The following is a 26,380-nucleotide window of genomic DNA, read 5'->3' as shown; positions in this document are numbered from 1 at the left end:
CGGGCTCAGCCGCGCGAAAGCCCCAGCTGGATGACATTGGTCCGGGCCGAGCGGAATCCGGCTTCGCAATAGGCCAGATAGAAGCGCCACAGCCGGCGGAAGCGCTCGTCGAAGCCGCCCATCTGGCGGATGTCGCTCCACGCCGACTGGAAGCGCTCGTCCCACAGCCGCAAGGTCTCGGCATAGTCCTGTCCGAAGCGGTCGACCGCGCGCCATTCCAGACCCGCCGCCGCGATAACCGGCTTGAGGACGGCCTCCGAGGGCAGCATGCCGCCCGGGAAGATGTATTTCTGGATGAAGTCGGTGCGCCGGTTGTACTCGTCGAACAGGGCGTCATCCATGGTGATGATCTGCAGGCCGGCGACGCCGCCGGGCGCCAGCACGTCGCGGATCTTGCCGAAATAGGTCGGCCAGTATTCCTGCCCCACGGCCTCGAACATCTCAATCGAGGCGACGCGGTCGAACCGGCCCGGGACATCGCGGTAGTCGATCAGCTGGATGTCGACCTTTTCCGAAAGGCCGGCGTTGAAGATGCGCTGGCGGGCGAAGTCGTACTGCTCCCGCGAGATGGTGATGCCGGTCACCCGGGCGCCGACCTCGCGGGCGGCGAACTCGGCGAAGCCGCCCCAGCCGCAACCGATCTCGAGCACCGACTGACCGGACTGGAGGTCCATCAGACCGGCGAGGGAGGCGTATTTCTCGCGCTGGGCCGCGTCGAGGGCCATGCCGGACCGGGTGAACCGGGCCGAGGAATAGGTCATCGTCGGGTCCAGCCACGCGGCATAGAAGGCGTTGCCGAGATCGTAGTGGGCGTGGATGTTCTTCCTCGACCCGGACCGGCTGTTGCGGCGGCGTTTGTGCGACAGCCAGTTGAGCGCCCGCATCAGCGGATGACCGTCGAACAGGCGCTGGATGTGGTCATAGTTGTGGGCGAAGGATTCCAGCAGGGCGGCCAGATGCGGACTTTCCCACTCGCCGGCCATATAGCCCTCGGCGAAACCGATATCGCCTGAGGCGAGCACGCGGCGGGCGAAGCGGTAGTCCTTGATGTCGAATACGGCGGCAGGCCCCGGCTGGTCGCCTTCCAGCCGATGGATTTCGCCATTGGGCAGCAGGACGGTGAGGCGGCCGAAGGTCCAGTTGGCGGCCAGCAGGCGCAACAGCATCCTGAACCCGCGCGGCGTGCGGGCGGCGGTCTCGATGCGCTCGGCGGTGACCGACGTCATGACACGAAAGCTTGGGTATGGGCGGACCGCGCGTCAATCCCCCCCGGCGCCGCGAGAGGCGACGACCGAGGCGAGGGCGTCGAGGGCGCGCTTGCGGGCGAGCTCGTGATCGACGATCGGGCGCGGATAGTCGGCGCCGAGACGGACGCGGGCGTCGCGCAGGACCTCGGGCGGCGCGGTCCAGGGCGCGTGGAGCCAGCGGTCGGGAACCCCGCGCAGCTCCGGGACCCACCGGCGAACATAACGGCCGTCTGCATCGAATTTCCGTCCCTGGGTGATGGGGTTGAAGATACGGAAGTACGGTGAAGCGTCGGCGCCGGATCCCGCCACCCACTGCCAATTCTGCACATTTGACGCGAGATCGGCGTCGACCAGGGTGTCGTGGAACCAGGCTTCGCCCGCGCGCCAGTCGATCAGCAGGTGTTTGACGAGGAAGGAGGCGACGATCATCCGCACACGATTGTGCATCCAGCCGGTCGCCCACAGCTGGCGCATGCCGGCGTCGACGACGGGATAGCCGGTGCGGCCGCGGGTCCACGCCTCCATCGCGGCGGGATCGTTGCGCCACGGCATGGCGTCGTATTCGGGGCGGAAGGCCGTGTCCGTCATCTGCGGGAAGGCGTGCAGCAGATGGGCGGAGAATTCGCGCCAGCCGATCTCGGCGACGAATTTTTCGGCCTCGGCGGCGGGGACCCGTCCGGCGCCGGCGGCCTCGCGGGCGGCCTCCACCGCCCGCCACGGGCTGATCTCGCCGAAATGCAGGTGCGGCGAGAGGCGGCTGATCGCCGGTTCGGCGGGCAGGTCGCGGCCGACGCTGTAGGACTTGAGGCCGCGCGCGAGGAAGGCGGACAGGGCCGCCTCGGCGCCGGCCTCGCCTGGCGTCCAGTCGAAGCCGCCGGACCAGTCCGGCCGGGTCGGGTGCAGGCCCCAGGCGTCGAGGTCGTCTGATGTCACTCCCGTCGGCGTGGCGATTCGCGCCGGAGCAGCGGTGCGGGGCGGCGGCGCGGCGGCGCCGAGCAGGGCTTTCAGGAAGGGGGTAAAGACCTTGTACGGCTGGCCCGAACCGTTGAGGACCGAGCCTGGACGGGCCAGCAGCGTTCCATTCCAACCCTTGCAGTCGATCCCCTCGGCCTCAAGTCCGTGGGCGATGTCGGCGTCGCGGGCGAAAGCGTCGGGCTCGAACAGACGGTTCATGAAGACGACCCCGGCGCCGGTCTCCCCGATCAGACGGCGCAGCTCGGCCTCGCTGTCGCCGCGGCGCAGGAGCAGGCGCGAGCCGCGCTCCCGCAGATCGGCGCCGAGCGCGCGCAGCGACTTGTCCAGCCACCACAGGGACGCGGCCCCCATCCGGCGGACGCGCGAACCCTGATCGAGGATATAGACCGGGACGATCGGCCGCCCGGTCTCCACCGCATGGGTCAGGGCCGGGTTGTCGGCCAGCCGCAGGTCCTGGCGGAACCACAGGATCACGGGTCGGTCGTCGGCCTTGGTGGTCATGCGGTCGGGCTCCGTGATAGCTTGCGAACCTCAACGTCCGACGCCACCTGATCGCCGCATGAGTGCGGCATCAGCCGCGCCTCGCCAAGCCGCAAATCCGGGAAGCCTGTCTTGTCCAAGCCCAACGCCATCATCGACATCAAGGACGGCCTGAAGCGCCCCGTCAGCATCGGCGGCGGCCAGCGCATCGTCTTCATCGCCGGCCCCTGCCAGCTGGAGAGCCGCCAGCACGCGCTGGAAATGGCCCATGCGCTGAAGGAGATCGGTGAGCGGCTGAACGTCGGCGTGATCTACAAGACCAGTTTCGACAAGGCCAACCGGACCTCGGCCACCGCCGCGCGCGGCTTCGGCCTCGAAGGCTCGCTGCCGATCTTCGCCGAGATCCGCGGGGTCACCGGCCTGCCGGTTCTGACCGACGTGCACACCGAGGAGCATTGCCGGATCGCCGCCCAGGCCGTCGACGTGCTGCAGATCCCGGCCTTCCTGAGCCGCCAGACCGACCTGCTGCTGGCCGCCGCGGCGACCGGCAAGACGATTAACATCAAGAAGGGCCAGTTCCTCGCCCCCTGGGACATGAAGAACGTGATCGCCAAGGTCGTCGGCGCCGGCAATCCGAACGTCATGGCCTGCGAGCGGGGGGCCAGCTTCGGCTACAACACCCTGGTGTCGGACATGCGGTCGCTGCCGATCCTGCGCGAGATCGGCTGTCCCGTGGTGTTCGACGCGACGCACAGCGTGCAGCAGCCGGGCGGGCAGGGGACATCCTCGGGCGGGCAGCGCGAGTTCGTGCCGGTGCTGGCGCGCGCGGCCGTCGCCGTGGGCGTGGACGCGGTCTTCATGGAGACGCACCAGGACCCCGACAACGCGCCGTCCGACGGGCCGAACATGGTGCCGCTCGACCAGTTCGAGGCCCTCGCCGCCGATCTGATCGCCTATGACGACCTGACCAAGGCGCGCATGGCGAAGGCGGCGTGAGTCCGGGAGGCCTGGATCGATGAGACGGTCGAGGCTGACCTTGCGTCAGTGGGTCGGCTGGACCGGCATCGGGCTGGTCCTGCTGCTGACAGCCGCGCTCGCGGTCTGGCGCGGCGACATTCTCAGGGCGTGGCTCGACCCCCAGGTGCCGTTCCAGACCTATCAGCCGCCGGCGGCTCCCGACTACAGCCGGTCCGGAGCCTGGGCGATGATCGATGTGCGCGCGCCCGATTCCGGGCCCGCCGCCGTCTTCTTCGTGCACTCGACCACCTATGACGGCGGCTCGGACTGGAACGGCCCGATCGGCCACGCCGCGGCCGACGCCTATCTCAGTCGGGTGGTGCTGCCCAACTACGCCGGACCGTTCGCGCGACTCGGGCCGGTCAGCGCGCCGCGCTATCGCCAGGGCAGCCTCTACACCCGACTGACCCTGCGGGACGATGCGCGTGAGGCCCGGGCCTTCGCCTATGGCGATGTCGTCGCGGCCTTCGAGGCGTGGCTCGCCCGCCACCCGGAGGGGCCGCTGGTGCTGGCGGGGGTCGAGCAGGGCGGAGAATTGGTGGAACGGCTGCTGCGCGAGCGGGTGGCGGACGATCCCGCCCTGCGGGACCGCCTGGCGGCGGCCTATCTGATCGACGTGGTCGCCGCAGCGGACGAACTTTCGCCACGGATCCCGGCGTGTGAAGGACGGGATCAAACCGGCTGCATCGTCGGCTTCGCGCCCGTGGTCGAGGGCAATGACGGAGCCGCCCGGCGGCGTTTGCGAAGGGCCTTGGTCTGGAACGAGCGCGGCCAACTGGTGGACCTCGGCGATCGCCCGGCCCTGTGCGTCAATCCGGTGACGGGATCGACCACGATCGCGGCCGTACCGGCGCGCCAGAACCGGGGCGCGACCAATGCGACCGGCCTTGAATGGGGCGCCCACCCGGCCTTGCTGGCTCGCGAGATCGCCACCCAGTGCCGTGACGGCCTGTTGCGTTACAGCGAGCCGAAGCGCGAGTCTTTCAGAGACGCTGGAAGCTGGGCAGATCGGCGAAAGGCTCGTCCCTACAATCTCTTCTACGGGGATATTGAGGCCGACGCGCAGGCGCGTCTGGCGGCGTGGCAAGCGGAGCGCGCGACCTAGTCCACGCCCGGACGGTCGTTTCGCCAGTCGAACAGGGCCTCCAGCACCCTGACCGCCTCGCCGCGCGGCGAGGTCAGGTCCGGGTCGCGTCGCAGCACCAGCCGGGCGTCGTCGGCGGCGGTCAGCAGCAGGTCGCGGTGGCGGATCGGGTCGGCGAAGCGATAGGCGGGGAAGCCGCTCTGTTTCAGACCCAGGGGATCGCCCCCGCCGCGCAGGCGGAAATCCTCCTCAGCGATCTCGAAGCCGTCCTCGGTGCGGCGCAGGGTCTCCAGCCGGATGCGCGCTGTCTCGCCGAGCCCGTCGTCGCCGCCGCCGTAGAGCAGCAGGCAGGTACTGGCGGCCGTGCCGCGACCGACCCGGCCGCGCAGCTGGTGCAGCTGGGCGAGACCGAAACGGTCGGCGTGCTCGATGACCATGATCGAGGCGTTGGGCACGTCGACGCCGACTTCGACGACGGTTGTGGCGACCAGCAGCGGCGTGCGCCCGTCGGCGAAGTCGGCCATGACGACCTCACGCTCGGTCCCGGCCATCTGGCCGTGGGCGAGCCCCACTTCGACCCCCATGATCCGGCGCAGGTCGGCGGCGCGGGCCTCGGCGGCGGCGAGATCGGACGCCTCGCTCTCGGCCACCAGCGGGCAGATCCAGTAGGCCTGCGCCCCGCTGTCCAAAGCCGCCTTCAACCGTTTGGCGACCTCGCCGATCCGGGCCAGCGGGACCACGGCCGTGGTGACGGGGGTGCGGCCCGGCGGCTTCTCGGTCAGGCGCGACACCTCAAGTTCGCCGTACTGGGTCAGTTCGAGCGTGCGGGGAATTGGCGTGGCGGACATGGTCAGCAGATGGACGCCGCCGGTGCGCGGATCGCCCTTGGCCTGCAGGCGCTGGCGTTCGTTGACGCCGAAGCGGTGCTGTTCGTCGATCACCGCCAGCGCCAGGCGATCGAAGCGGACCGCGTCCTGGAACAGGGCGTGGGTGCCTATGGCGACCCGGGCCTCGCCGGACGCCAGGGCCGCCAGCCGGATCCGCCGCTCGGCGGGCGTGTCGCGCCCGGTGAGCAGGACGGTGGGCAGGCCGGCGGCCTCCAGCATCGGGGCGAGGCGCTGCCAGTGCTGGCGGGCGAGGATTTCGGTCGGGGCCATCAGGGCGGACTGGAAGCCGGACGCCGCCGCGTCCGCCAACGCCAGGGCGGCGACGGCGGTCTTGCCGGAGCCGACGTCGCCCTGCAGCAGCCGGCCCATCTGTTCGCCGGAGGCGAGGTCGCGGCGGATCTCGGCGATGGCCTGGATCTGGGCGCCGGTCAGGTCGAAGGGCAGGGCGGCGAGAAGGTGCGCCGACGGCTCGCCGGGCGTGATGACCGGCGCCGGGGTGATCTGGCGCGCCCGGCGGCGGCGGGCGAGGGCCAGCTGATGGGCCAGCAGTTCGTCATAGGCCAGCCGCTGGCGGGCAGGGGCGTCGGGCAGCAGGTCTGGTTCCGCGGCCGGTGCGTGGAGGGTCGCCAGCGCGGCGCGCCAGCCGGGCCAGCGGCGTTTGGCCAGCCAGGCCGGGTCCTGCCACTCCGGCAGCTCCGGGGCGTGTTCCAGTGCGGCCTGCACCAGTTTGCGGAGCACCCTCGAGGTCAGGCCCTGGGTGGCCGGATAGACGGGCTCGACGGCGGCGATGTCGTCGGCCTGGGCGAGGGTGAAGATGTCCGGGTGGGCGATCTGCACCTCATTGTTGAAGCGTTCGACCTTGCCCGAAACCAGCCGTCGCTCGCCCTTCGGCAGCAAGCGGTCGATGTGCTGGGCCGAGCCGCCGAACCAGATCAGATGGACGAAGCCGGTGTCGTCGGTGGCGCGAACCTTGATCGGCGCCCCGGGTTTGCCAGGCACGATCAGTCGGTCGATCATCACCTCAAAGACGCCGACCTGGCCTTCGGTCGCCGAGACGGCGGTCATGCGCCGGCGGACGATCAGGCCCGAGGGCGGCAGGAACAGCAGGTCGCGGACCAGCGGGCCGGCCAGTTTCTGGACCAGCGGCAGCACCTTGGGGCCCACGCCCTTCAGGGTGGAGACCTCGGCGAACAGGGGAAAGAGACTCGGCGGCCGCATCGGCGACAGCATAGCTGGCGAAAGCGCGTCTGGAACGCTATCTGACCGCACTTCATTGAAGTGCCCTGCGCTCGCCGCCTGTGTGCGCTTCTCACGACTTCACCGGGCAAGGATGCTTGTGGCCGATACCGACGCACGCCTGAAAGAGAGATTGGGCCGCATCGCCTTCCGGGCGTGGCGGCGGGGCTTCCGCGAGGCCGACCTCGTGCTGGGTCCGTTCGTCGATCAGCGGGGGGAGACGCTGGACGAGGCCGAGCTGGATGCGCTGGAGGCCCTGCTGGCGCAGGACGACGATCATCAGCTCTACGCCTGGATCATCGGCAAGGAGCCGACGCCGGCGATGCACGACACCCCGGTGATGGCGAAGATCCGCGCCTTCATGCGCGACCATGTGGCCACGGCCGTGGCCGAGGGGGCCGGCTGATGGACGCCCGGGTCCCCACGCGCGACGACCGCGAGCTGGGCGGGGCGCCGGAAGGCCTCGACGCCCTGACGGTGGCCGAACAGCTGAAAGCCGATGGCGGCGTCGGCGTGTTCGTGGCGCGCGACTACGCGCGTATGGGCGAGTTCGTTCAGGCGTTCCGATTCTTCTCCAATGACATTGAAGTCGTGGAGTTTCCGGCGTGGGATTGTCTGCCCTACGACCGGCTGAGCCCGACCTCGTCGGTCTCGGCCGAACGGATGGCGGCGTTGACGCGGCTGGCGCGGCATGATCTCGCCGACCGCCGCCCGCTGCTGGTGGTGACCACGGTCAGCGCGGCGACCCAGCGCACGCCGCCGCGCGAGGTGACGACCGGCGCCGGCTTCGAGACCACGGTCGGGCTCGATCTCGATACGGCGGCGCTGGAGCGCTATTTCGGCGCCAACGGCTATATGCGCGCCTCGACCGTTTCGGAAAAAGGCGAGTTCGCCGTCCGCGGCGGCGTCATCGACGTCTATCCGCCGGGCTTCGAGGAGCCGGTGCGGCTGGACATGTTCGGCTCCGAGCTGGAATCGATCCGCACCTTCGATCCCGCCACCCAGCGCTCGACCGGTCAGTTGCGCGCGGTGTCGCTGGCCCCCGTGTCGGAGGCGCTGCTGGACGCCGACAGCATCTCGCGTTTCCGCACCGGCTTCCTCGGCCTGTTTGGGGCCCCGGGCGACGATCCGCTCTACGCCGCCGTCAGCGAGGGCGCCCGGCGGCAGGGCATGGAGCACTGGCTGCCGCTGCTCTACGACCGGCTCGAAACCCTGTTCGACTATCTGCCCGATGACGCCCGGCTGTTCCTCGACAACCAGGTCGAGGCGGCGCGGGCCGAGCGCTGGACCCTGACGAAGGACGCCTGGGACGCCCGTCGCGACGCGGCCATGGGCAAGGGCGGGGCGGCCCACCGGGCCTTGCCGCCCGAGCGGCTGTACCTGCCGGAGAGCGACTGGAACACCGCCCTGGCGGGGCGCTGGGTGCGACGGTTGTCGCCCTTCCACGGCCCCGGCGAGGACGCCGGCGGCCGTCTGGGACGCAGTTTCGCGGCGGAGCGGGCCCAGGACAGCGTCAATCTGTTCGAGGCCGTGGCGCGGCACGCCGAGGCGGTGAAGGCGGCCGGCAAGCGCGTGCTGTTCGCCTCCTGGACCGAAGGGTCGTCCGAACGTCTCGCCTCGATGCTGGCGGATCACGGGCTGGAGCATGTGGTGGCGGTGCGCGACTGGGCCGATGTCCAGAAGGCGCCGAAGGACCTGTATCTGCGCGGCGTCCTGCCGGTCGAGCACGGCTTCGAGACCGACTCGATCGCCGTCATCTCCGAGACCGACATGCTGGGCGACCGGCTGGCGCGGCCGAAAAAGAAGCGGCGGGCGTCCAATTTCCTCGCCGAGGCCTCGGCCCTGACGACCGGCGACCTGGTCGTCCACCTCGATCACGGCATCGGCCGCTATGAGGGGCTGAAGACGCTCGAGATCCAGCAGGCGCCGCACGACACTCTGGAACTGCTCTACGCCGGCGACAGCCGGCTGTATCTGCCGGTCGAGAACATCGACCTGCTCACCCGCTATGGCTCGGACGCCGACGGGGCGCAGCTGGACCGGCTGGGCGGGGCAGGCTGGCAGGCCCGCAAGGCCAAGGCAAAGCAGCGGCTGCGCGACATGGCCGAGGGGCTGATCGCCTTGGCCGCCAAGCGGTCGCTGCGGTCGTCGGACCCGATCACGCCGCCGCAGGGACTGTTCGACGAGTTCTGCGCCCGCTTCCCCTATGAGGAGACGGACGACCAGCTGAACGCCATCGGGGATGTGCTGGAGGACCTGGGCAAGGGCACGCCGATGGATCGCCTGATCTGCGGCGACGTCGGCTTCGGCAAGACCGAGGTGGCGCTGCGGGCCGCCTTCGTGGTGGCCATGACGGGTCAGCAGGTGGCCATCGTCTGTCCCACGACCCTGCTGGCGCGGCAGCATTTCAAGACCTTCAGCGAGCGGTTCGCCGGCTGGCCGGTGACGGTGCGCCATCTCTCGCGGATGGTGACGGCGAAGGACGCCGCGGAGACGCGCGCCGGGCTGAAAGACGGCTCGTTCGAGATCGTCGTCGGCACCCACGCCGTCCTCAGCGAACAGGTTGGGTTCAAGGATCTGGGCCTTGTTATCGTTGACGAAGAGCAGCATTTCGGCGTCAAGCACAAGGAGAAGCTCAAGTCCCTCAGGGCCGACGTCCATCTGCTGACACTTACGGCGACGCCGATCCCCCGGACGCTGCAGATGGCGCTGTCGGGCATCCGTGAGATGTCGATCATCGCCACGCCGCCGGTCGACCGTCTGGCGGTGCGGACATACGTCACGCCGTGGGACCCGGTGCTGGTGCGCGAGGCCCTGCTGCGCGAGAAATACCGCGGCGGTCAGGCCTATTATGTCGTGCCGCGCCTGTCGGACCTGCCGGACATCGAGAAATTCCTGCGCGAACAGGTGCCCGAGATCAAATTCGTGGTCGGCCACGGCCAGATGTCGCCGACCCAGCTGGAAGACGTGATGAGCGCCTTCTACGACGGCAGCTACGACCTGCTGCTGTCGACCACCATCGTTGAGTCCGGACTGGATGTTCCGACGGCCAACACATTGATCGTGCACAAGGCCGACATGTTCGGCCTCGCCCAGCTGCACCAGATACGCGGCCGCATCGGCCGGGCCAAGGCGCGGGCCTTCGCCTATCTGACCACGCCGCCGAACAAGCCGATGAGCCTGTCGTCCGAACGCCGCCTGCAGGTGCTCCAGTCGCTCGACAACCTCGGGGCCGGATTCCAGCTGGCCAGCCACGACCTCGACCAGCGCGGCGGCGGCAATCTGCTGGGCGACGAACAGTCGGGCCATATCCGCGAGGTGGGGGTCGAACTGTACCAGCAGATGCTGGAGGACGCCGTGTCCGAACTGCGTCTCTCGGGCGAGGGCGGCGGGGTCGTCGACCGCGGCTGGTCGCCGGCCATCAACGTCGGCGCGGCCGTATTGATTCCAGAGGACTATGTCCCGGACCTCAACGTTCGTCTGAGCCTGTATCGCCGTCTGTCCGACGCGGAGAACTCGGAGACCCGCGAGGCCTTGGCCGCCGAGCTGATCGACCGGTTCGGCCCCCTGCCGGACGAGGCGAAACAGTTGCTGCGCATCGTCGGCATCAAGGCCAACTGCAAGACCGCCTGTATCGAGCGCATCGACATCGGGCCGAAAGGCGCGGTGCTGACGCTGCGCAACAACGCCTTCCCCAATCCGATGGGGCTGGTCGGGCTGATCCAGAAGAACCACGCCTTCTGGAAGATCCGGCCGGACCAGAAGATCGTGGTCAAGGGCGACTGGGACACGGCGGCCGAGCGGCTGAAGGTGGCTGAACGGATCACCACCGATCTCGCCAGGGTGGCCGGCGCCGCCTAGCTCTCGTGGGGCGCGGCGTTGTCGAAGCGCGCGTCCCACCATGCCTTCCAGCGCCCCTCGAGTTCGAAGAAGGCCGCGTCCGACAAGCCATAGGTGGTCAGGGTCAGCATGGTCGCGCCGCGCGGCCGCTTGTCCTCCTTCGGCGGGCTGTCCAGCACGACCAACAGGCCGTCGCCCCAGGCGTCGACCGTGACGCCGATCTGGTGGCGGGCGACGAACCAGACCTGACCGGCGGCGTCCGCGTCGGGGCCCAGCGGCATCGCATACGGTTCGCCCGGCGCCGGGGCCGCGTCGAGCCCCAGCACCGAACGGCCCAGTTGATCCTCGCGCGGCGGACCGGAGAAGAAGATCGTGCGGCGCGTCTGGCCCGCGTGTCGTGCGAAGGCGAAGGCCAGCTGCCAGGTGAAGGAAATCCAGCCCTCGATCATGCCGTCGAACACATCCGACCAGTCGCCGGCCGGGGCCGAGCGGACCACCCGCACGAGGCTGGTCGTATCGCCGGTCGCCTCGACCTCGTAGCGGTCGTTGACGCCGACGAATGTGACGACGCGGCGGGCTTCATCCGCCTCGGCGTGGGTGATGAAGATGAAGTCGATCTCGTCGGCGAGGGCCTCAGCGTCCCAGCCGAACCAGTTTTTGATCTGCGCCGGATCGCGCAGGGCGGCCCAGACCGCGTCGGCGGGGGCGGGGACGGTGACCTCGACGAGGACATGGTCTTCCATGGGCTTGGCGGCGTCGGTCATGGCGGTCAGTTCCTGGCTGGAGCGGCTTTGGTCAGGGCGGGATGGGCGACGGCGGTGAGGCGGTAGCGGCGCCCCGACGGGGCCGCGTATTTGCGGGCCAGGGCCGCCACGGCGGCGCTGACCTCTTCGGTGAAGGCGTCGAAATCGGCGGGAGCTGTGAAGGTCACATCGGCCTCGACCGTCAGCGTCAGCAGGCGCGACCCTTCGGCCGCCGCGTCCTGACGCATGCGGGCGACGTCGCGGACGAGGGTCGAGGCGGTGGAGATCAGATGGTCGGCGGCGTGCCGGTCCTGGGCTTCGACGGCGGCGGGATCGACGGGCGCCTGCATCAGGGCAGGGTCGAGGACATAGTTCTGCGCCGCCACGAACAGCCGCTCGGTGAAACCGCGCCGGCGCCGTTCCTCGGCCAGTTTCACAAGGCCGGCCGCTTCCAGGGCGTTGAGGTGATAGCCGATCTTCTGCCGCGGCATCCCCAGCTGCTCCGCCAGTCCGGCGGCCGAGGCCGGCTCGGTCAGGGCCGCGAGGATGCGGCGGCGGATCGGGGCCAGCGCCAGCAGGGCCGTATCCAGATCGTCGAGCAGGGCGGAGGGTCGGGCGGTCATGGCCCGAACCTGCATTAGACAACTATAATTGTCAAATGACCGTCAGGCGGTGGCCCGGATGTCATTCGAGGCGCGTTCCAGCACCCTTGCCGGGGACTCTCCCGGCGCCACCTCAGCCACGCCGACCTCGAACTCGACGACGAAGGGCGACCGGTCGGGGCCGGCGTCGAAGGCCGTGCAGCCGATCACCGCCGCGATCCGGTCGGCCGCGATCCGCCCGGCCGGACCGCGCGTGGCGGGCAGGGCGAGGGCGAATACATCGGGGGACAGCCGGGCCGCCGTGTCCTCGGTGCGGATCAGCCGCGACACCATGGCGCCGATCTGGGGGAGGGCGCGGTCCAGCCAGCCGCCCTTGCGCGCCTCGACCAGGGCCGGGGTCTCGGAGACTCGCAGCACCACGACGGACAGCGGGCGCCGCCGCAGACGGGCGCCGTCGGCGACCCGGGCCAGGTGGCTGGCGAACAGCTCCGGGGTGAACAGGCCGGTGGCCGGATCGGTCAGGCCCGAACCCCGGGCGCTTTCGAGGGCGCGGCGGATAGCGACGTGGCGTCGGTGATGGCGGGCGAGGGCGACGATGCGCCCGGCGGTCTCTTCCTCCGGCGTGTCGGCCGCGGCGACGTCGGCGAAGCCGCGGTTATACAGTTCGGACAGGTTGATCTCGCCCGAACCGCGCAGATAGAGCACCGCCGGGATGTGGTAGAGGCGGGTATTCCGCTTCATGCCCGAGGCGATCGACAGCGCCGGCGTGTGGTCCTCGGCGCCCCACAGCACGGTGGCGTCGAACGGCCGCTCATGCAGATAGTCGAAGGCGGTATAGGGCGTCGGGGCGGCCACGACGTCGCAGCCGCGCTCGGTCAGGGCGTTGGACAGGGCGAGGAAATGACGGTCGGGCTTGCCGGCGGCCAGCACCCGCAACGGGCTGGCGTCGGGCTCGGGGATCAGCAGTGGCTCCCCCCTCGATGCGAAGGTCGCCTCGCGCAGGCTGACCTCCTCCTCGGCGATGGCGGCCCGGACCAGCGTCTCCAGCCGCAGCGCGGCCTGGGCAGCGTGCGGGGCGGCGGACATGGCGATGTCGACCACGCCGGACGGCCAGCCGGCCGCGGCAGGGCCTATGGCGAGAACCGGAAGCCGGCGCGGCGACACCGTCTGGCGCAGGGCCGCGATGCCGCTTTCGGCGTCAGGCATCCGCGCGTCCAGGATCACCGTCTCCAGCGGCCAGTCGACCAGCGCCTGAATGGCGCCGGGCAGAGACCGCGCCGTGACGGTGCGCCAGCCCAGCGCGTCCAGCCCCTGGCACAGGGACCCGACCAGGTCGTCGTCAGGCGCGACGACCAGAATGCGCGGATCGGAAGTCAAAGGTGATGTCTCCAGCGGCCCCCCACCCGGGCCGGCTCTCAAGCGGTCGGACCATAGCGAGGGTCGCCGTGGAGAGGCAACCGGCCGGCATCCTTTCCCAGGCGGCGAAATGGGTTAAAGAAAGCATCATCAGGGGTGGGACGGGATTTCGGTTTGCAGGCCAGGGCGGACATCAATGAGGCCGTGCGCTGGGCCACGCCCGCGCTGTGGGGACGGCTGGCGGTCAAGGCGTTCGGGCGCAGCTGGGGTCGGGACGTCATGCTCTACACGGGCGGGGTGTCTTTCTTCGCCCTGCTGGCGGTGTTTCCGGCGATCGCCATCCTGATCGGCTTCTACAAGGCGGTGCTGTCGATCGGCCAGGTCAGCGAGCAGGCGGCGGCGCTGGCCGACGTCATGCCGCACGCGGCGCGCGCCATCTTCATGACCGAGATCGACCGTCTGGCCAACGCCTCGGCCCGCACCGTGTCAGCCCAGAGCGCCTTCGCCCTGATCATCGGCGGCTATGCAGCCCATCGCGGATTCAAGGCCTTGCTGGCCGGACTGAACCTTATCCATGATGAAACCGAGCCGCACGGCTTCCTCAAATTCAACCTGCTGGCCTTCTTCGTCGCCCTGTTCGCCTTCGCCCTTTTCACCGTCGTCTCGGGCGCCGTGGTGACCTCCCGCCTGCTGGAGCACACCGGGCCGGGCGCGGCCGCGGAGGGCGGCGGACTGGGCGCCGCCTTCGTCGGCCTGTGGCCCGCCCTCGGCCTGTGGCTGGGCCTGACCATGCTGTACCGATACGCCATGTCGCACCGGGCGCCCGTGGCCTGGGCCCCGGCCATCATCGGCGGCGTGGTGGCGACGGTGATGTCGACCATCTCGTCCTGGCTGTGCGCCATCTATGTCGAGCAGATCGCGCCGCTGGGCGCGACCTATGGCTCGGTGGGCGCCATCGTCGTCCTGCTGATCTGGCTGTCGTGGAACGTCAACGCCATCTTCTACGGCGCGGCCTTCGCGACCGAGATGGAGATCGTCCAGCGCTCCAGCGGCGCGCCCAGACTCGAGCCCGCCGATCCGCTGCCGGAATCGGTTGTCAGCCTGTCGGAGCGGCGGGCGTCTCGACCTCGATAGTCAGGACGCCGTCGGCCTCGGCGATCGAGATCACTGCGCCGCCCATGCCCGCCATCAGGTGCGGCACGTCGATCCGGGCCATGGGATCGGTTGCCAGCAGGGTCAGGCGAGCCCCCGGGCCGGCCTGACGAATGGCCTTCTGCAGCTTCAGGCTTGGCGTCGGACAGCGATGGCCGCGGGCGTCGACGATCATCCGCCGATCCGGTCCAGCAGCAGGCGCAGGGCGGCCCGGACGCTCTCCAGCCGCACCGCCTCGCGGCCGATGTCGCCGAATCGCCGCTCGAGGTGGACGAGGCCGACGGGGCCCGCCGCGGCGAAATGAACCAGTCCCACCGGCTTGTCCACCGATCCGCCCCCCGGCCCGGCGATGCCGGTCACGGCGACCGTGACCGTGGCCGCGGAGCGCGCCAGGGCGCCTTGGGCCATGGCCCGGGCCACGGCGGCCGACACAGCGCCATACTCGTCAATCAGTTCGGCCGGAATGCCGAGCAACTCGCTCTTGGCCGCGTTGCTGTAGGTGACGAAGCCGCGCTCGACCACGGCGGAGGATCCGGCGACGGCGGTCAGGGCTCCGGCGACGAGGCCCCCGGTGCAGCTCTCGGCCGTGGCGATCATCAGGCCGCGCGCGGCGGCCGTGTCGACCACCTGGCGGGCGAGGGCGTCGATGTCGTCGGGAAACATGAGGCGGGGCCTTCCGATGGGGCGGCGAGTCGGTCCAGGATGAGGCCACGCGCCCCGGTACGGCGCCAGCATACGGGGCGGGCATGAGCGACACCACTGGCGACTCCGACCTGTCTGTCCGCCCGGCCGACCGGCTGACCCCGCTGCTGTTCGCGGTCGCCATCTTCACCTCGGCTTCGCTGGTCTTCGTGGTCCAGCCGATGGTCACCAAGCTGGTCCTGCCGATGCTGGGCGGATCGCCGGCGGTGTGGAACACCGCCATGGTCTTCTTCCAGGCGGCGCTGCTGGGCGGATACCTCTATGCGCACCTGCTGCAGCGGGTGGCCTCGATCAAGGTCCAGGTGGCGATCCATCTCGGCCTGTTGCTGGTCGCCGCCCTGTTCCTGCCGCTGCGGATCAATGGAATGCTGGGCGACCCCGATCCGGCCGCGCCGATCCTGTGGCTGCTGGCGACGCTGACGCTGTCCGTCGGTGCGCCGTTCGCGGTGCTGTCGGCGACGGCGCCCCTGCTGCAGGCCTGGTTCGCGCGGGTCCGTGCCGGTCATGCCGATGGCCGGAACCCCTATGTCCTCTACGCCGCGTCCAACCTCGGCAGCTTCCTCGCCCTGCTGTCCTATCCGTTCGTGATCGAGCCGCTGACCAATCTGTTGGGGCAGAGGATGGGCTGGACCGGGGGGTATGCAGCCTTCCTGCTGATGGTCGCGGCCCTCGCCGTCGTGGTCTGGCGCCGGCGGCTGGATACGGCGAGCGAACCGGCGCAGCTGGCGGCGACGCCGGCCATCCCGTGGCGCGAAAAGGGCGTGCTGGTCCTGCTGGCCGCCGCGCCGTCCAGCCTGATGCTCGGCGTCACCGCCCACCTGTCGACCGACGTCGCCTCGGCGCCCTTCCTGTGGGTCGTCCCGCTGGCCCTGTATCTGCTGACCTTCGTCATCGCCTTCCAGGCGCGGCCGTGGATCCCGCTGCCCGTCACCCTGGTGCTGCAGGCCGCACTCGGGGCGATGGTGGTGCTGGTGGTGGCCTTCCGCACCCTCGACATCCGCGTCGCCTTCGTCATCCACATCCTCGCCTTCTTCGCGGCCGCCCTGATGTGCCACCAGATGCTGGCCGCCCGGCGGCCGCCGCCGGACCGGCTGACCGAATTCTATCTGCTGCTGTCGGTCGGCGGGGTCGTCGGCGGCGCCTTCACCGCCCTGCTGGCGCCGGTGATCTTCAACATGGTGTGGGAATATCCGCTGGTGCTGGTGCTGGTCGGCCTGGCGCGCCCGTGGGACCGCCGGCCGCTGCGCGGCGAGGAGATCGGCGCCCTGGTCGCCATCGCCGTGCTGACGGCCGCCGCCGCCGGCCTGTCAGGGTGGATGACCGCCGACCTCGACGCCTGGGCCGCTCTGTGGCGGATGATGCCGCTGTTCCCGCTGCAGACGCTCTGCATGCTGATCCTCGGTCCGGCGGTCGTCTGCGCCTTCCTGCTGCGCGACCGCGCCCAGGTCTTCACCGCCGCCCTGCTGATGATCGGCCTCAGCGCCCAGTTCATCGCCCGGGGGTACGACTACAGCTACACCGAGCGCAGCTTCTTCGGCGTCATGCGGGTGGCGAGCCAGCAGGACCCGGGGCTGGGCGGCGACGTCCATGTCCTGACCCACGGCACCACCTGGCATGGGTCGCAGGCGCGCGATCCCCGCTACGACTGCCAGCCGACGCTCTATTATCACCCGCGCACCCCGATCGGGCAGTCGGCCGAGATCGTCCAGGCCCGGGGTCCGGCCCGCGTCGGCGTGGTCGGGCAGGGGGCGGGGACCATGGCCGCCTACAAGCGCGCCGGCGACTCCCTGACCTTCTTCGAGATCGACCCGATGGTCGACCGCCTGTCGCGCGATCCGCGCTGGTTCACCTACATCTCCGACTGCGCCGTCGGCGAGGTCGACACCGTGCTCGGCGATGCGCGGCTGACGCTGGATGACCAGCCGCCGGGGACCTATGACCTGTTGATCATCGACGCCTTCTCATCCGACGCCGTGCCGACCCACCTGCTGACGGTCGAGGCCATCGAAGGCTATCTGCGGCTGCTGAAGCCCGAGGGGGTGGTGCTGCTGCACCTGTCGAACCGCAACCTCGAGATCGTCCTGCCGACCGTGGCGGCGGCCAGGGCGCTGGGCCGCCCGGCCCTGCACGGACTGTATGTCGACGACGGGTCGCTGCCAGCGATGGCCATTGCCTCGACCGAGGCCCTGGTGATCTCGCAGAGCGAGCTAGGCCTGGCCGATTTCCGCGGCAAGCCGGGCTGGCGTGAGGTCCCCGAGACCGACGTGCGCCCGTGGACCGACGACTATGTCAACATGCTGGGGGCGCTGTGGCGCGCCTTCCGGCCGCCGCCCGAACGGCCGTAGCTCAGGCCGGCAGCGAGATCGTCGCCACAGCTTGCGCGGCGAGGCCCTCGCCGCGGCCGGTGAAGCCCATCGCCTCGGTCGTGGTCGCCTTGACGCTGACCGCGTCGAGCGGAAGCGACAGGAGTTCGGCGAGGCGTTCGCGCATGGCCTGACGATGCGGCTTCACCTTGGGCCGCTCGCAGATCAGCGTCACGTCAACATTGACCAGCCGGCCGCCGCGGGCGTGCAACCGCTCGACGGCGTGGACCAGGAACCGGTCGGACGCGGCCCCCTTCCATTGCGGATCGGTGGGCGGGAAATGATCGCCGATGTCGCCATCGCCCATGGCGCCGAGGAGGGCGTCGGTCAGGGCGTGCAGGCCGGCGTCGGCGTCGGAATGGCCGATCAGCGTCTGGTCATGGGCGATCTCGACGCCGCACAGCCAGACCGATGACCCGGGGCCCCAGCGGTGGGCGTCAAAGCCCTGGCCGACGCGGGTCTGACGCGGGAGCAGGGCCTCGGCCATGGCGAAATCCTCGGGGAAGGTCAGTTTCATGAGTCGCGGGTCGCCGTCGACGACCCGGATCCGGCCGCCGGCGCGCTGGACCACGGTCGCTTCGTCGGTGGCGATTTCGTCAGCGGGCCAGGCCGCATAGGCGTCGAGGATGGCCTGGTAGCGGAAGGCCTGCGGGGTCTGGGCGCGCCAGAGGCCGTTGCGCTCGATCGCACCCGCCATCACGCCATCCTCGGCCCGGCGCAGGCTGTCGGCCACCGGCAGGGCGGGCAGGCCGCCGTCGGCGTCGGACAGGGCCTCTAGCACCCGGCGGATCACCGCCGCGTCCAGAATCGGTCGGGCGGCGTCGTGGATCAGCACCGGGCGGTCCGCCGCGCCGCCGAGCGCCGCCAGCCCGTTGCGCACCGAGTCGGCGCGGGCGCCGCCGCCCGGAGCGATGCGCCAGCCAGTCAGCCCCGCCAGCGCCTCGCGCGCCTCGGCTTCCGCCCCCGCCGGAATCACCACGACCAGGTCCTTGGCGCCCGCGCCCAGCAGGGCTTCGACCGACCAGCGGATCACCGGCTTGCCGCCGAGCGACCGCCATTGCTTGCCTCCGCCGGCGCGGGAACCGGAACCGGCGGCGACCACGATGGCGACGAAGGCGGGGAGGGGCGATGTCATCCCGGCCTTCTAATCGCCGCCGTCGTGCTTGACGAGGGCGACATGAACGGCGGTAAGGACCCGATGGCGAGTGGCGTGCAAATCGGAGACGTGTGGGTGCCCGGACGGGTGCTGACCGCGCCCATGACCGGCATCACCGACCTGCCGTTCCGGCGGCTGGCCAGCCGGCTGGGCGCGGCCTATGTCGCCACCGAAATGGTCGCCGCCGCCGAACTGGCCCGCGCCCGACCGGACGTGGTGCGGCGGGCCGCCGTGGGCGAGGGCCTGCCGCTGACGGTGATCCAGCTGGTCGGACGCGACCCGGACGCCATGGCCGAAGGGGCGTGCATGGCCCAGCGCGCCGGGGCCGACATCATCGATCTCAATTTCGGCTGTCCGGCCAAGGAAGTCACCGGCGCGGCCTGCGGCTCGGCCCTGATGCGGACTCCCGACCTTGCCTGTCGCCTGATCGAGGCTGCGGTGAACGCCACAACCCGCCCGGTCACCGTCAAGATGCGGCTCGGCTGGGACGACGCCAGCCGCAATGCCCCGGACCTGGCGCGGCGGGCCGAGGCGCTCGGGGTGCGGGCGATCACGGTACACGGCCGCACACGTCAGCAGTTCTATACCGGCGTGGCCGACTGGAACGCGGTCGGCGAGGTCAAGGCGGCGGTCAGCGTCCCGGTGGTCGTCAATGGCGACATCCTGACCGTCGAGGACGCCCGGGCCGCGCTGGCGGCGTCAGGCGCCGACGCCCTGATGCTGGGGCGGGGCATCTACGGGCGGCCGTGGCTGGCGGCGCATCTCGAGCGGGCGCTGGCCGACGGGACGGTGATGCAGGAGCCGGACGCGACGGCGCGGCTGGCCATCGTCATCGAGCACCTGCGCGCCTCGGTCGCCTTCTACGGCCTGCCGCTGGGCCTGAAGATGTTCCGCAAGCATCTGGGTTGGTACATCGAACAGGCGCCGTGGCCCGCCGATCCGCTGGACCGCCGGGCGGCCAAGGCCCGGCTTTGCCGCCTGGAGACGCCCGAAGCGGTCGAGTCGGCGCTGGCGGAGTTGTGGGATCCGGTGACGTTTTCGGGCAACTCATCTGTTGATATTTGGCCACAGTTCGCCGAAGCTGGAGCGCGATGACGGACACGCCCTCCACGCCAGCCGAAATCAACGCCCTCCCGCCCCGCGGCCCGGCGCGCTGGTTCGCCGACTGGTCCGAGGAACGCCGCCGCAACGCCTTTCTGATCGCCTACAGCCTCGCCTTTGTGATCACCGTGGCCGCCATCTGGCTGGTGGCGGTCGCGCCCGGGGCGAGCGGCGAGGGCGCCCGGGCCGTCGCCAGCCAGGCGGTGCTGGTCATCCTGGCCGTCAACCTGCTGCTGATCGGCGGCCTGGCCCTGGTGGTCGGTCGCCGGGTCTTCTCGCTGTTCCAGCGCCGGACCCACGCCGGAACACGGCTGCATCTTCGCTTCGTCACCCTGTTCTCTCTCGTGGCCCTGGTGCCGGCGGTGCTGATCGCCTTGGTGTTCGGCGTTCTGGTCAATCGGGGCGTGGATCAGTGGTTCAGCGGCAACGTCCAGGCCGCCGTGGAGAACGGCGCGACGATCGGCCGGGCGTATGTCGAAGATGTCTCGGCCGAGATGGATTCGGATCTGATCGTCATTTCCGAACAACTGGCCGGGGCCCAGCCGCTGTTCGAGAACCGCATCCAGTTCTCTGACGCGTTGGTGCAGATCGCCGACCTGTTCGGCTACCCGGCCATCTACATTCTCGGCGCCGAGGGCGAGGTTCTGGCCAGCGGCGAGGGCGCGAGCGCGCCGCCATATCTGGCGCCGCCGCGCGAGATGCTGGAGGCCGCCGCCGACGACGGCCAGCCGCCGCAGCAGATCACCGAAGCGCCCGACTCCGTCCGGTCGCTGATGGCGCTGCCGACCTATGGCGAGGCCTATTTGTATCTTGTGCGGCCTCTGCAGCCCGGGCTGATCGCGCAGATGCGCAACGGCGAGGCGGCGATCGTCGCCTACCGCGAAGCCCAGGAAAGCCGGGAGCGGATCCAGGCCGCCTTCGCTCTCAGCTATGTCGAGACGGCCCTGCTGGTGCTGGTGGGCGCCGTCTGGCTCGGCATGTCGGCCGCTACGGCGATATCCGCCCCGATCGGACGGCTGGTCGAGGCCGCGGACCGGGTGGCCGGCGGCGACCTGACGGCGCGGGTCGAGGGCGACGAAGGCCCAGGCGAGATCAAGACCCTGACCGCCGCCTTCAACCGCATGACCGGGGACCTCGAAGCGCAGCAGGCGGCGTTGAGGGCGGCGAGCGAGGAAGCTACGGGACGGACCCTGTTCATCGAGACGGTGCTTTCCGGCGTGTCGGCGGGGGTCATCGGCGTCGATCGCCTGCGCCGGGTGTCAGCGATCAACGACAGCGCCGTCGAGCTGCTGGCCCTCTCCGACGGCGAGATCATCGGCCGGCCGCTGGGCGAGGCCGCCCCCGAGCTGAGCGAGCTCGCCGGCCGGGCCGAGGCCCACATCGAGGAAGAGATCGACGTCAGCCGCGGCGGCGAGACGCGCCGGTTGCGCGTGCGGATCGAGGGCGGCGTCGGCGGCGAGATGGTGCTGACCTTCGACGACATCACCCGCCTGGTCACGGCCCAGCGCAACGCCGCCTGGCGCGACGTCGCCCGGCGCATCGCGCACGAGATCAAGAACCCCCTGACGCCGATCCAGCTGTCGGCCGAACGGTTGCGGCGGCGCTATCGCAGCCAGGTCGGCGACGATGTCGAGGTGTTCGACCGCTGCACCGAGACCATCATCCGCCAGGTCGGCGACATCGGCCGCATGGTCGACGAATTCTCGTCCTTCGCCCGCATGCCCGCGCCGCGCTTCACCGCCGAGGACCCGGCCGAACTGCTGCGGGAGGCGGTCTTCGCCCAGCGCGTGGCGGTCCCCGACATCGGTGTGGAGCTGGCCGAGCCCCTGCCCACGGTGACCCTGCAGGCCGACGGCCGGATGGTCGGCCAAGCCGTGGCCAATATTCTCAAGAACGCCGGCGAGGCCGTGGCGACCCGTCGGGCGCTGGCGCCGAAGCCCGGCGACGACAGCCTGCCTGGCATCTCGGCCCGGCTGGAGGTCGCCGACGACGTCGCCACCTTCATCATCGAGGACGACGGCATCGGCCTGCCCGACAAGGATCGGGACCGGCTGACGGAGCCCTATGTCACCACCCGCGAGAAGGGCACGGGCCTCGGCCTCGCCATCGTCAAACGCATCTGCGAGGACCACGGCGGCGAACTTAAGCTGGCCGACGCCGAGCCGATGTCCGGCGCGCGGGTCTGTCTGATCTTCCCCCTGAAATCTCCAACTGAAACGGCCGGCGCGGCCGGAGGCAAGGCCGCGAAGGCTTCCCGGTCCTCCACCGTCCCGGCCGGCGAATAGCGAGGCGACATGCGATCCACGGGAGCCGACATTCTGGTCGTCGACGACGAGGCGGACATCCGCGAGCTGGTCTCCGGCCTGCTTGAGGACGAGGGCCACGCCGTTCGCACGGCCTCCAACTCGGACGAGGCGCTGGCCGCGATCCGGGCGCGCAAGCCGTCTCTGGCCCTGCTCGACATCTGGATGCAGGGCGGCGGACTCGACGGGCTGGAGCTGCTGGATGTGATCAAGGCGCTGGATCCGGACCTGCCCGTGGTGATGATCTCCGGCCACGGCAATATCGAGACGGCGGTGACGGCCCTGCAGGGCGGCGCCTATGACTTCATCGAGAAGCCGTTCAAGTCGGATCGCCTCGTGGTGGTCGTGCAGCGGGCGCTGGAAGCGACCTCGCTGAAGCGCGAGAACCGCCGTCTGCGGGCCCAGGTGGCGGCCCCGACCGGTTTCATCGGCCGCTCGGCCGCGGCCCAGACCCTGCGCAGCACCATCGCGAAGGTCGCGCCGGCCAATAGCCGGGTGCTGATCTCGGGCCCGCCCGGCAGCGGCAAGGAGCTGGTGGCGCGCCAGATCCACGAGGCCTCGGCCCGGGCCCGCGGCGAGTTCGTCGCCATCGCCGCGGCGGGCATGACGCCCGAGCGTCTCGACCTCGAACTGTTCGGCGAAGAAGGCCACGACGGCCGCCCCAGCAAGATCGGCGTCTTCGAACGGGCGCACAACGGCACCCTGTATCTCGACGACGTCGGCGACATGCCGCGCGAGAGCCAGAGCCGCATCCTCCGCGTGCTGGTCGAGCAGCGCTTCCGCCGCGTCGGCGGCGAACAGGATGTCCAGGTCGATGTCCGGGTGATCACCTCGACCTCGCGCGACCTCAAACAGGAGATCGCCGAGGGCCGCTTCCGCGAAGACCTGTTCCACCGCCTGAACGTGGTGCCGATCCGGGTTCCGGCCCTGGCGGAGCGCCGCGAGGATATCCAGGAACTGGTCGACTATTTCATCGAAACCTTGGCCGTCTCGCAGGGGCTGCCCCGTCGCCGGCTCGGCGACGACGCGGTCGCGGTGCTGCAGGTCCATCCGTGGCCGGGAAACGTTCGCCAGCTGCGCAACAACGTCGAGCGGCTGCTGATCCTCGCCACCGGCGACGTCAACGAGCCGATCGGCGCCGACTCCCTGCCGCAGGAGGCGACCAACGCCGGCTCCAGCGGCTCGCTGGGAGCCGAACGCATCATCGCCCTGCCGCTGCGCGAGGCGCGCGAGGTGTTCGAGCGCGAATATCTGGCCGCCCAGATCATGCGCTTCGGCGGCAATATCTCGCGCACCGCGGCCTTCATCGGCATGGAGCGGTCGGCCCTGCACCGCAAGCTGAAGTCGCTCGGCGTGTCGCCGGCGCGCGGCGTCGTCGACGACGAGGAAGATGGAGGGATCGAGGGATGAGCCGGGTCGCCTATGTCAACGGCCAGTACCAGCCGCACGGCCAGGCCGTGATCCACGTCGAGGACCGCGGCTTCCAGTTCGCCGACGGCGTCTATGAGGTCTGGTCGGTGTTCGACGGCCGCATGGCCGATTTCGACGGCCATATGACCCGCCTGCACCGCAGCCTGAGCGAGCTGCGCATCGACATTCCGATGACCCGCGAGTCCCTGACCCGCGTGCTGCAGGAGACCATCCGCCGCAACCGGGTCCGCAACGGCATCGTCTATCTGCAGGTCACGCGCGGCACGGCGCGGCGGGACCATCCGTTCCCGGCCGAGCGCACCCCGCCCAGCGTCGTCGTGACCGCGAAGTCGATCAGCGCCGACCGCAGCGAGGCCACGGCGAAAAAGGGCGTCGCGGTCGTCACCGTCCCGGACATCCGCTGGGGCCGCTGCGACATCAAGACCGTCGGGCTTCTGGCCAATGTTCTGGCCAAGCAGCAGGCGCGCGAGCGGGGCGCCTATGAGGCCTGGATGGTCGACGAGATGGGCCTGGTCACCGAGGGCTCGTCGACCAACGCCTGGATCGTCGACGAGAACGGCAAGCTGCGGACGCGCGACACCCAGGCCAACATCCTGAAAGGGATCACCCGTACGGCGATCATGGCGCTGATCGAGGAAGAGGGCGTCGAACTGGACGAACGGCCGTTCAGCGTCGACGAGGCCAAGCGGGCGAAGGAGGCCTTCTTCACCGCCGCCGGGGCCTTCGTCATGCCCGCCGTGTCGATCGACGGCGTCACCATCGGCGACGGCAAGCCGGGTCCGATCACCACCCGCCTGCGCGCCCTGTACCTGGATCAGGCGCGCCGCGACGCCATCTAGGCGTTGCGGGCCCGCGCGGGCCGCGTCTAAGGTATGGGGCCGGACATCCGATCCAGCCCCGCGCCGCTCCCTCGGCCGGAGAACAAGCAAGAACAGGCTGAACCTGCCATGTCGCAAGACAAGTCCAAGAACCTTCAGGACACCTTCCTCAACAGCGTCCGCAAGACCAAGACGCCGCTGACCATCTTCCTGGTCAATGGCGTCAAGCTGCAGGGCATCGTGACTTGGTTCGACAACTTCTGTGTGCTGCTGCGCCGCGATGGCCAGTCCCAGCTGGTCTACAAGCACGCCATCTCGACCATCATGCCGTCGGCCCCGGTGCAGCTGTACGAACCGGACGCCGACGAGGACTGACGCGCTTCAATTCGGGCGGCGACGCACTATCTTTGCAACGATCCGGTTGAGGCCGGATCGTTCGGCGAGTCTGACGGTTGTTTGTCAGCAAGCCCCTCCCCGTGACGAAAGCGAACACCCCAGACTTGGCCAGCCAGCTAATCGACCACGCCGTCCCGCTGATCCGGGCGGTCGTCATCCATCCCGAACGCTCCGACTCCGGCGCCAGCGACAGCTCGCGCCAGTCGGTCGAGCGGCTCGAGGAGGCCGTGGGCCTGGCTCGCGCGCTGGACCTCGACGTGCGCGGCGAAGAGATCGTGCGCATCCGCAAGGTCACGCCCGCCACCCTGTTCGGCTCGGGCAAGGTCGAGGAACTGGCCGCCCTGGTCCGCACCGCCGAGGCCGAGGCTGTGGTCGTCGACGACGACATCTCGCCGGTGCAGCAGCGCAATCTGGAAAAGGCCTGGGACTGCAAGGTCATCGACCGCACCGGCCTGATCCTCGAAATTTTCGGCCGCCGCGCGCGCACCAGGGAAGGCCGGCTGCAGGTCGAGCTGGCCCGGCTGGACTATGAGAAATCCCGCCTCGTCCGCACCTGGACCCACTTGGAACGCCAGCGCGGCGGCACCGGCAACACCGGCGGCCCCGGCGAGACCCAGATCGAGCTCGACCGGCGCCTGATCGCCGACCGCATCGTCAAGCTCAAGGCCGAGCTGGAAGAGGTGCGCCGCACCCGCGGCCTGCACCGCAAACAGCGCCAGAAAGTGCCGTTCCCGACCGTGGCCCTGGTCGGCTACACCAACGCCGGCAAGTCGACCCTGTTCAACCGGCTGACCGGCTCGGACGTGGTGGCGAAAGACCTGCTGTTCGCCACCCTCGACACCACCCAGCGCACCATCCGCTTGCCGCAGGGTCGGCCAGCCATCGTCGCTGACACCGTCGGCTTCATCTCCGACCTGCCGCACGAACTGGTCGAGAGCTTCCGCGCGACTCTGGAGGAGGTCGGCGAGGCGGACCTGATCCTGCACGTGCGCGACATCGCCAGCCCCGACAGCGCGGCCCAGGCGAAGGACGTCGAGGCGGTGCTGAAACAGATCGAGACGCCGGAGGGCAAGACCCGCCGGGTGCTCGAGGTCTGGAACAAGATCGACCTGCTGGACGCCGACGCGCGCGAGGCCGTGCTGGGTCAGGCCGAACGCCTCTCCCGCGAGGGCAAGGCGGCGGCGGTGTCGGCCTGGACCGGGGAGGGGATCGAACAGCTGCGCGAGACGATCGCCGGCCTGATCGACGACGACCCGGAGACGGCGCTGGTGCTGGACCCGTCGCAGGGCGAGGCCCTCGCCTGGCTGTACGAGAACGGACGCGTCACCGGGCGCGAGACCGACGACACGGGCCGGACCCAGCTGGTGGTCCGGCTTCATCCGGCGGCCCTCGGGCGGTTCGAGCGGCAGTTTTCCCTAGCCCGCTGAATCGCCGGGATGAACGCCGATCCCTCTCATGTGTTAGGACGGTGTATTGAGGGGTCGCTCGCGG

General features: G+C 70.1%; 21 protein-coding genes. 12 read left to right on the top strand and 9 right to left on the bottom strand.

The window, feature by feature from the left end; genetic code table 11:
• Positions 1–5 precede the first annotated feature (5 nt).
• Together ACK4JY_RS06155 and ACK4JY_RS06150 are read right to left on the bottom strand one after the other, a co-directional pair.
• A complete protein-coding gene (locus tag ACK4JY_RS06155; RefSeq protein ID WP_409603829.1) occupies positions 6–1,226 on the bottom strand; it encodes a class I SAM-dependent methyltransferase in 1,221 nt (406 codons plus the stop codon).
• A 33-nt stretch (positions 1,227–1,259) separates the two neighbouring features.
• A complete protein-coding gene (locus ACK4JY_RS06150) occupies positions 1,260–2,723 on the bottom strand; it encodes a cryptochrome/photolyase family protein (protein ID WP_409603828.1) in 1,464 nt (487 codons plus the stop codon).
• Between the two features lie 111 nt (positions 2,724–2,834).
• Between ACK4JY_RS06150 and kdsA the strand changes: the two genes are divergently transcribed.
• Positions 2,835–3,698 (top strand): 3-deoxy-8-phosphooctulonate synthase, encoded by an 864-nt coding sequence (gene kdsA / locus ACK4JY_RS06145; RefSeq protein WP_409603826.1) that lies wholly within the window; start codon positions 2,835–2,837, stop codon positions 3,696–3,698.
• Between the two features lie 19 nt (positions 3,699–3,717).
• Positions 3,718–4,824, top strand: coding sequence for a DUF3089 domain-containing protein (locus tag ACK4JY_RS06140; RefSeq protein WP_409603824.1), 1,107 nt, complete (start codon positions 3,718–3,720; stop codon positions 4,822–4,824).
• Here the strand turns inward: ACK4JY_RS06140 and recG are convergent.
• Complete coding sequence (recG, locus tag ACK4JY_RS06135) at positions 4,821–6,908, bottom strand: ATP-dependent DNA helicase RecG (protein WP_409603822.1); 2,088 nt, start codon at positions 6,906–6,908, stop codon at positions 4,821–4,823. The genes ACK4JY_RS06140 and recG overlap by 4 nt on opposite strands.
• 112 nt (positions 6,909–7,020) lie before the next feature.
• Between recG and ACK4JY_RS06130 the strand changes: the two genes are divergently transcribed.
• A complete protein-coding gene (locus ACK4JY_RS06130; protein WP_409603820.1) occupies positions 7,021–7,332 on the top strand; it encodes a succinate dehydrogenase assembly factor 2 in 312 nt (103 codons plus the stop codon).
• On the top strand, positions 7,332–10,787 hold the full coding sequence (gene mfd / locus ACK4JY_RS06125; RefSeq protein WP_409603818.1) for a transcription-repair coupling factor: 3,456 nt from the start codon (positions 7,332–7,334) through the stop codon (positions 10,785–10,787). Before ACK4JY_RS06130 ends, mfd begins: the two co-directional genes overlap by 1 nt.
• Here mfd and ACK4JY_RS06120 read toward each other — a convergent pair.
• The 3 genes from ACK4JY_RS06120 to ACK4JY_RS06110 are packed head-to-tail and all read right to left on the bottom strand — an operon-like array spanning position 10,784 to position 13,488.
• Entirely contained in the window at positions 10,784–11,530 is a 747-nt protein-coding gene (locus tag ACK4JY_RS06120; RefSeq protein WP_409603817.1) for an SRPBCC domain-containing protein, read from the bottom strand. The genes mfd and ACK4JY_RS06120 overlap by 4 nt on opposite strands.
• A 5-nt stretch (positions 11,531–11,535) precedes the next feature.
• Positions 11,536–12,132 (bottom strand): ArsR/SmtB family transcription factor, encoded by a 597-nt coding sequence (locus tag ACK4JY_RS06115; protein WP_409603815.1) that lies wholly within the window; start codon positions 12,130–12,132, stop codon positions 11,536–11,538.
• A gap of 42 nt (positions 12,133–12,174) precedes the next feature.
• A complete protein-coding gene (locus ACK4JY_RS06110) occupies positions 12,175–13,488 on the bottom strand; it encodes a diguanylate cyclase domain-containing protein (RefSeq protein WP_409603813.1) in 1,314 nt (437 codons plus the stop codon).
• Positions 13,489–13,641: 153 nt separating this feature from the next.
• Between ACK4JY_RS06110 and ACK4JY_RS06105 the strand changes: the two genes are divergently transcribed.
• Complete coding sequence (locus ACK4JY_RS06105) at positions 13,642–14,601, top strand: YihY/virulence factor BrkB family protein (protein ID WP_409603811.1); 960 nt, start codon at positions 13,642–13,644, stop codon at positions 14,599–14,601.
• Here ACK4JY_RS06105 and ACK4JY_RS06100 read toward each other — a convergent pair.
• Together ACK4JY_RS06100 and ACK4JY_RS06095 are read right to left on the bottom strand one after the other, a co-directional pair.
• Complete coding sequence (locus ACK4JY_RS06100; RefSeq protein WP_409603810.1) at positions 14,564–14,794, bottom strand: sulfurtransferase TusA family protein; 231 nt, start codon at positions 14,792–14,794, stop codon at positions 14,564–14,566. The two genes, ACK4JY_RS06105 and ACK4JY_RS06100, sit on opposite strands and share 38 nt — an antisense overlap.
• Positions 14,791–15,282: a CinA family protein gene (locus ACK4JY_RS06095; protein WP_409603808.1), complete on the bottom strand. Its 492-nt coding sequence runs from the start codon at positions 15,280–15,282 to the stop codon at positions 14,791–14,793. The genes ACK4JY_RS06100 and ACK4JY_RS06095 overlap by 4 nt, the downstream gene beginning before the upstream one ends.
• Before the next feature lie 83 nt (positions 15,283–15,365).
• On the opposite strand from ACK4JY_RS06095, the gene ACK4JY_RS06090 reads away from it, so the two are divergent.
• Positions 15,366–17,666: a fused MFS/spermidine synthase gene (locus ACK4JY_RS06090; RefSeq protein ID WP_409603806.1), complete on the top strand. Its 2,301-nt coding sequence runs from the start codon at positions 15,366–15,368 to the stop codon at positions 17,664–17,666.
• A 1-nt stretch (position 17,667) separates the two neighbouring features.
• Here ACK4JY_RS06090 and ACK4JY_RS06085 read toward each other — a convergent pair whose 3' ends face one another.
• The gene (locus tag ACK4JY_RS06085) at positions 17,668–18,819 is read right to left on the bottom strand and encodes a bifunctional 2-C-methyl-D-erythritol 4-phosphate cytidylyltransferase/2-C-methyl-D-erythritol 2,4-cyclodiphosphate synthase (RefSeq protein ID WP_409603805.1); all 1,152 of its coding nucleotides are present in this window, start codon (positions 18,817–18,819) and stop codon (positions 17,668–17,670) included.
• Positions 18,820–18,882: 63 nt separating this feature from the next.
• Here ACK4JY_RS06085 and dusB point away from each other — a divergent pair, with 63 nt between their 5' ends.
• The 6 genes from dusB (at position 18,883) to hflX (ending at position 26,316) form a co-directional block, all read left to right on the top strand.
• A complete protein-coding gene (dusB, locus tag ACK4JY_RS06080; RefSeq protein WP_409603976.1) occupies positions 18,883–19,935 on the top strand; it encodes a tRNA dihydrouridine synthase DusB in 1,053 nt (350 codons plus the stop codon).
• On the top strand, positions 19,932–22,226 hold the full coding sequence (locus tag ACK4JY_RS06075; RefSeq protein WP_409603804.1) for an ATP-binding protein: 2,295 nt from the start codon (positions 19,932–19,934) through the stop codon (positions 22,224–22,226). Before dusB ends, ACK4JY_RS06075 begins: the two co-directional genes overlap by 4 nt.
• A 9-nt stretch (positions 22,227–22,235) precedes the next feature.
• The gene (locus tag ACK4JY_RS06070) at positions 22,236–23,654 is read left to right on the top strand and encodes a sigma-54-dependent transcriptional regulator (RefSeq protein WP_409603803.1); all 1,419 of its coding nucleotides are present in this window, start codon (positions 22,236–22,238) and stop codon (positions 23,652–23,654) included.
• The gene (locus ACK4JY_RS06065) at positions 23,651–24,514 is read left to right on the top strand and encodes a D-amino-acid transaminase (RefSeq protein ID WP_409603802.1); all 864 of its coding nucleotides are present in this window, start codon (positions 23,651–23,653) and stop codon (positions 24,512–24,514) included. The genes ACK4JY_RS06070 and ACK4JY_RS06065 overlap by 4 nt, the downstream gene beginning before the upstream one ends.
• Positions 24,515–24,622: 108 nt before the next feature.
• Positions 24,623–24,868 (top strand): RNA chaperone Hfq, encoded by a 246-nt coding sequence (hfq, locus tag ACK4JY_RS06060; RefSeq protein WP_168048505.1) that lies wholly within the window; start codon positions 24,623–24,625, stop codon positions 24,866–24,868.
• Between the two features lie 125 nt (positions 24,869–24,993).
• Positions 24,994–26,316 (top strand): GTPase HflX, encoded by a 1,323-nt coding sequence (gene hflX / locus ACK4JY_RS06055; RefSeq protein ID WP_409603801.1) that lies wholly within the window; start codon positions 24,994–24,996, stop codon positions 26,314–26,316.
• Positions 26,317–26,380 lie beyond the last annotated feature (64 nt).

The organism is Brevundimonas sp. (assembly GCF_046295595.1).
Lineage (GTDB): Bacteria > Pseudomonadota > Alphaproteobacteria > Caulobacterales > Caulobacteraceae > Brevundimonas.
This window is presented reverse-complemented; position numbering and strand designations above follow the sequence as displayed.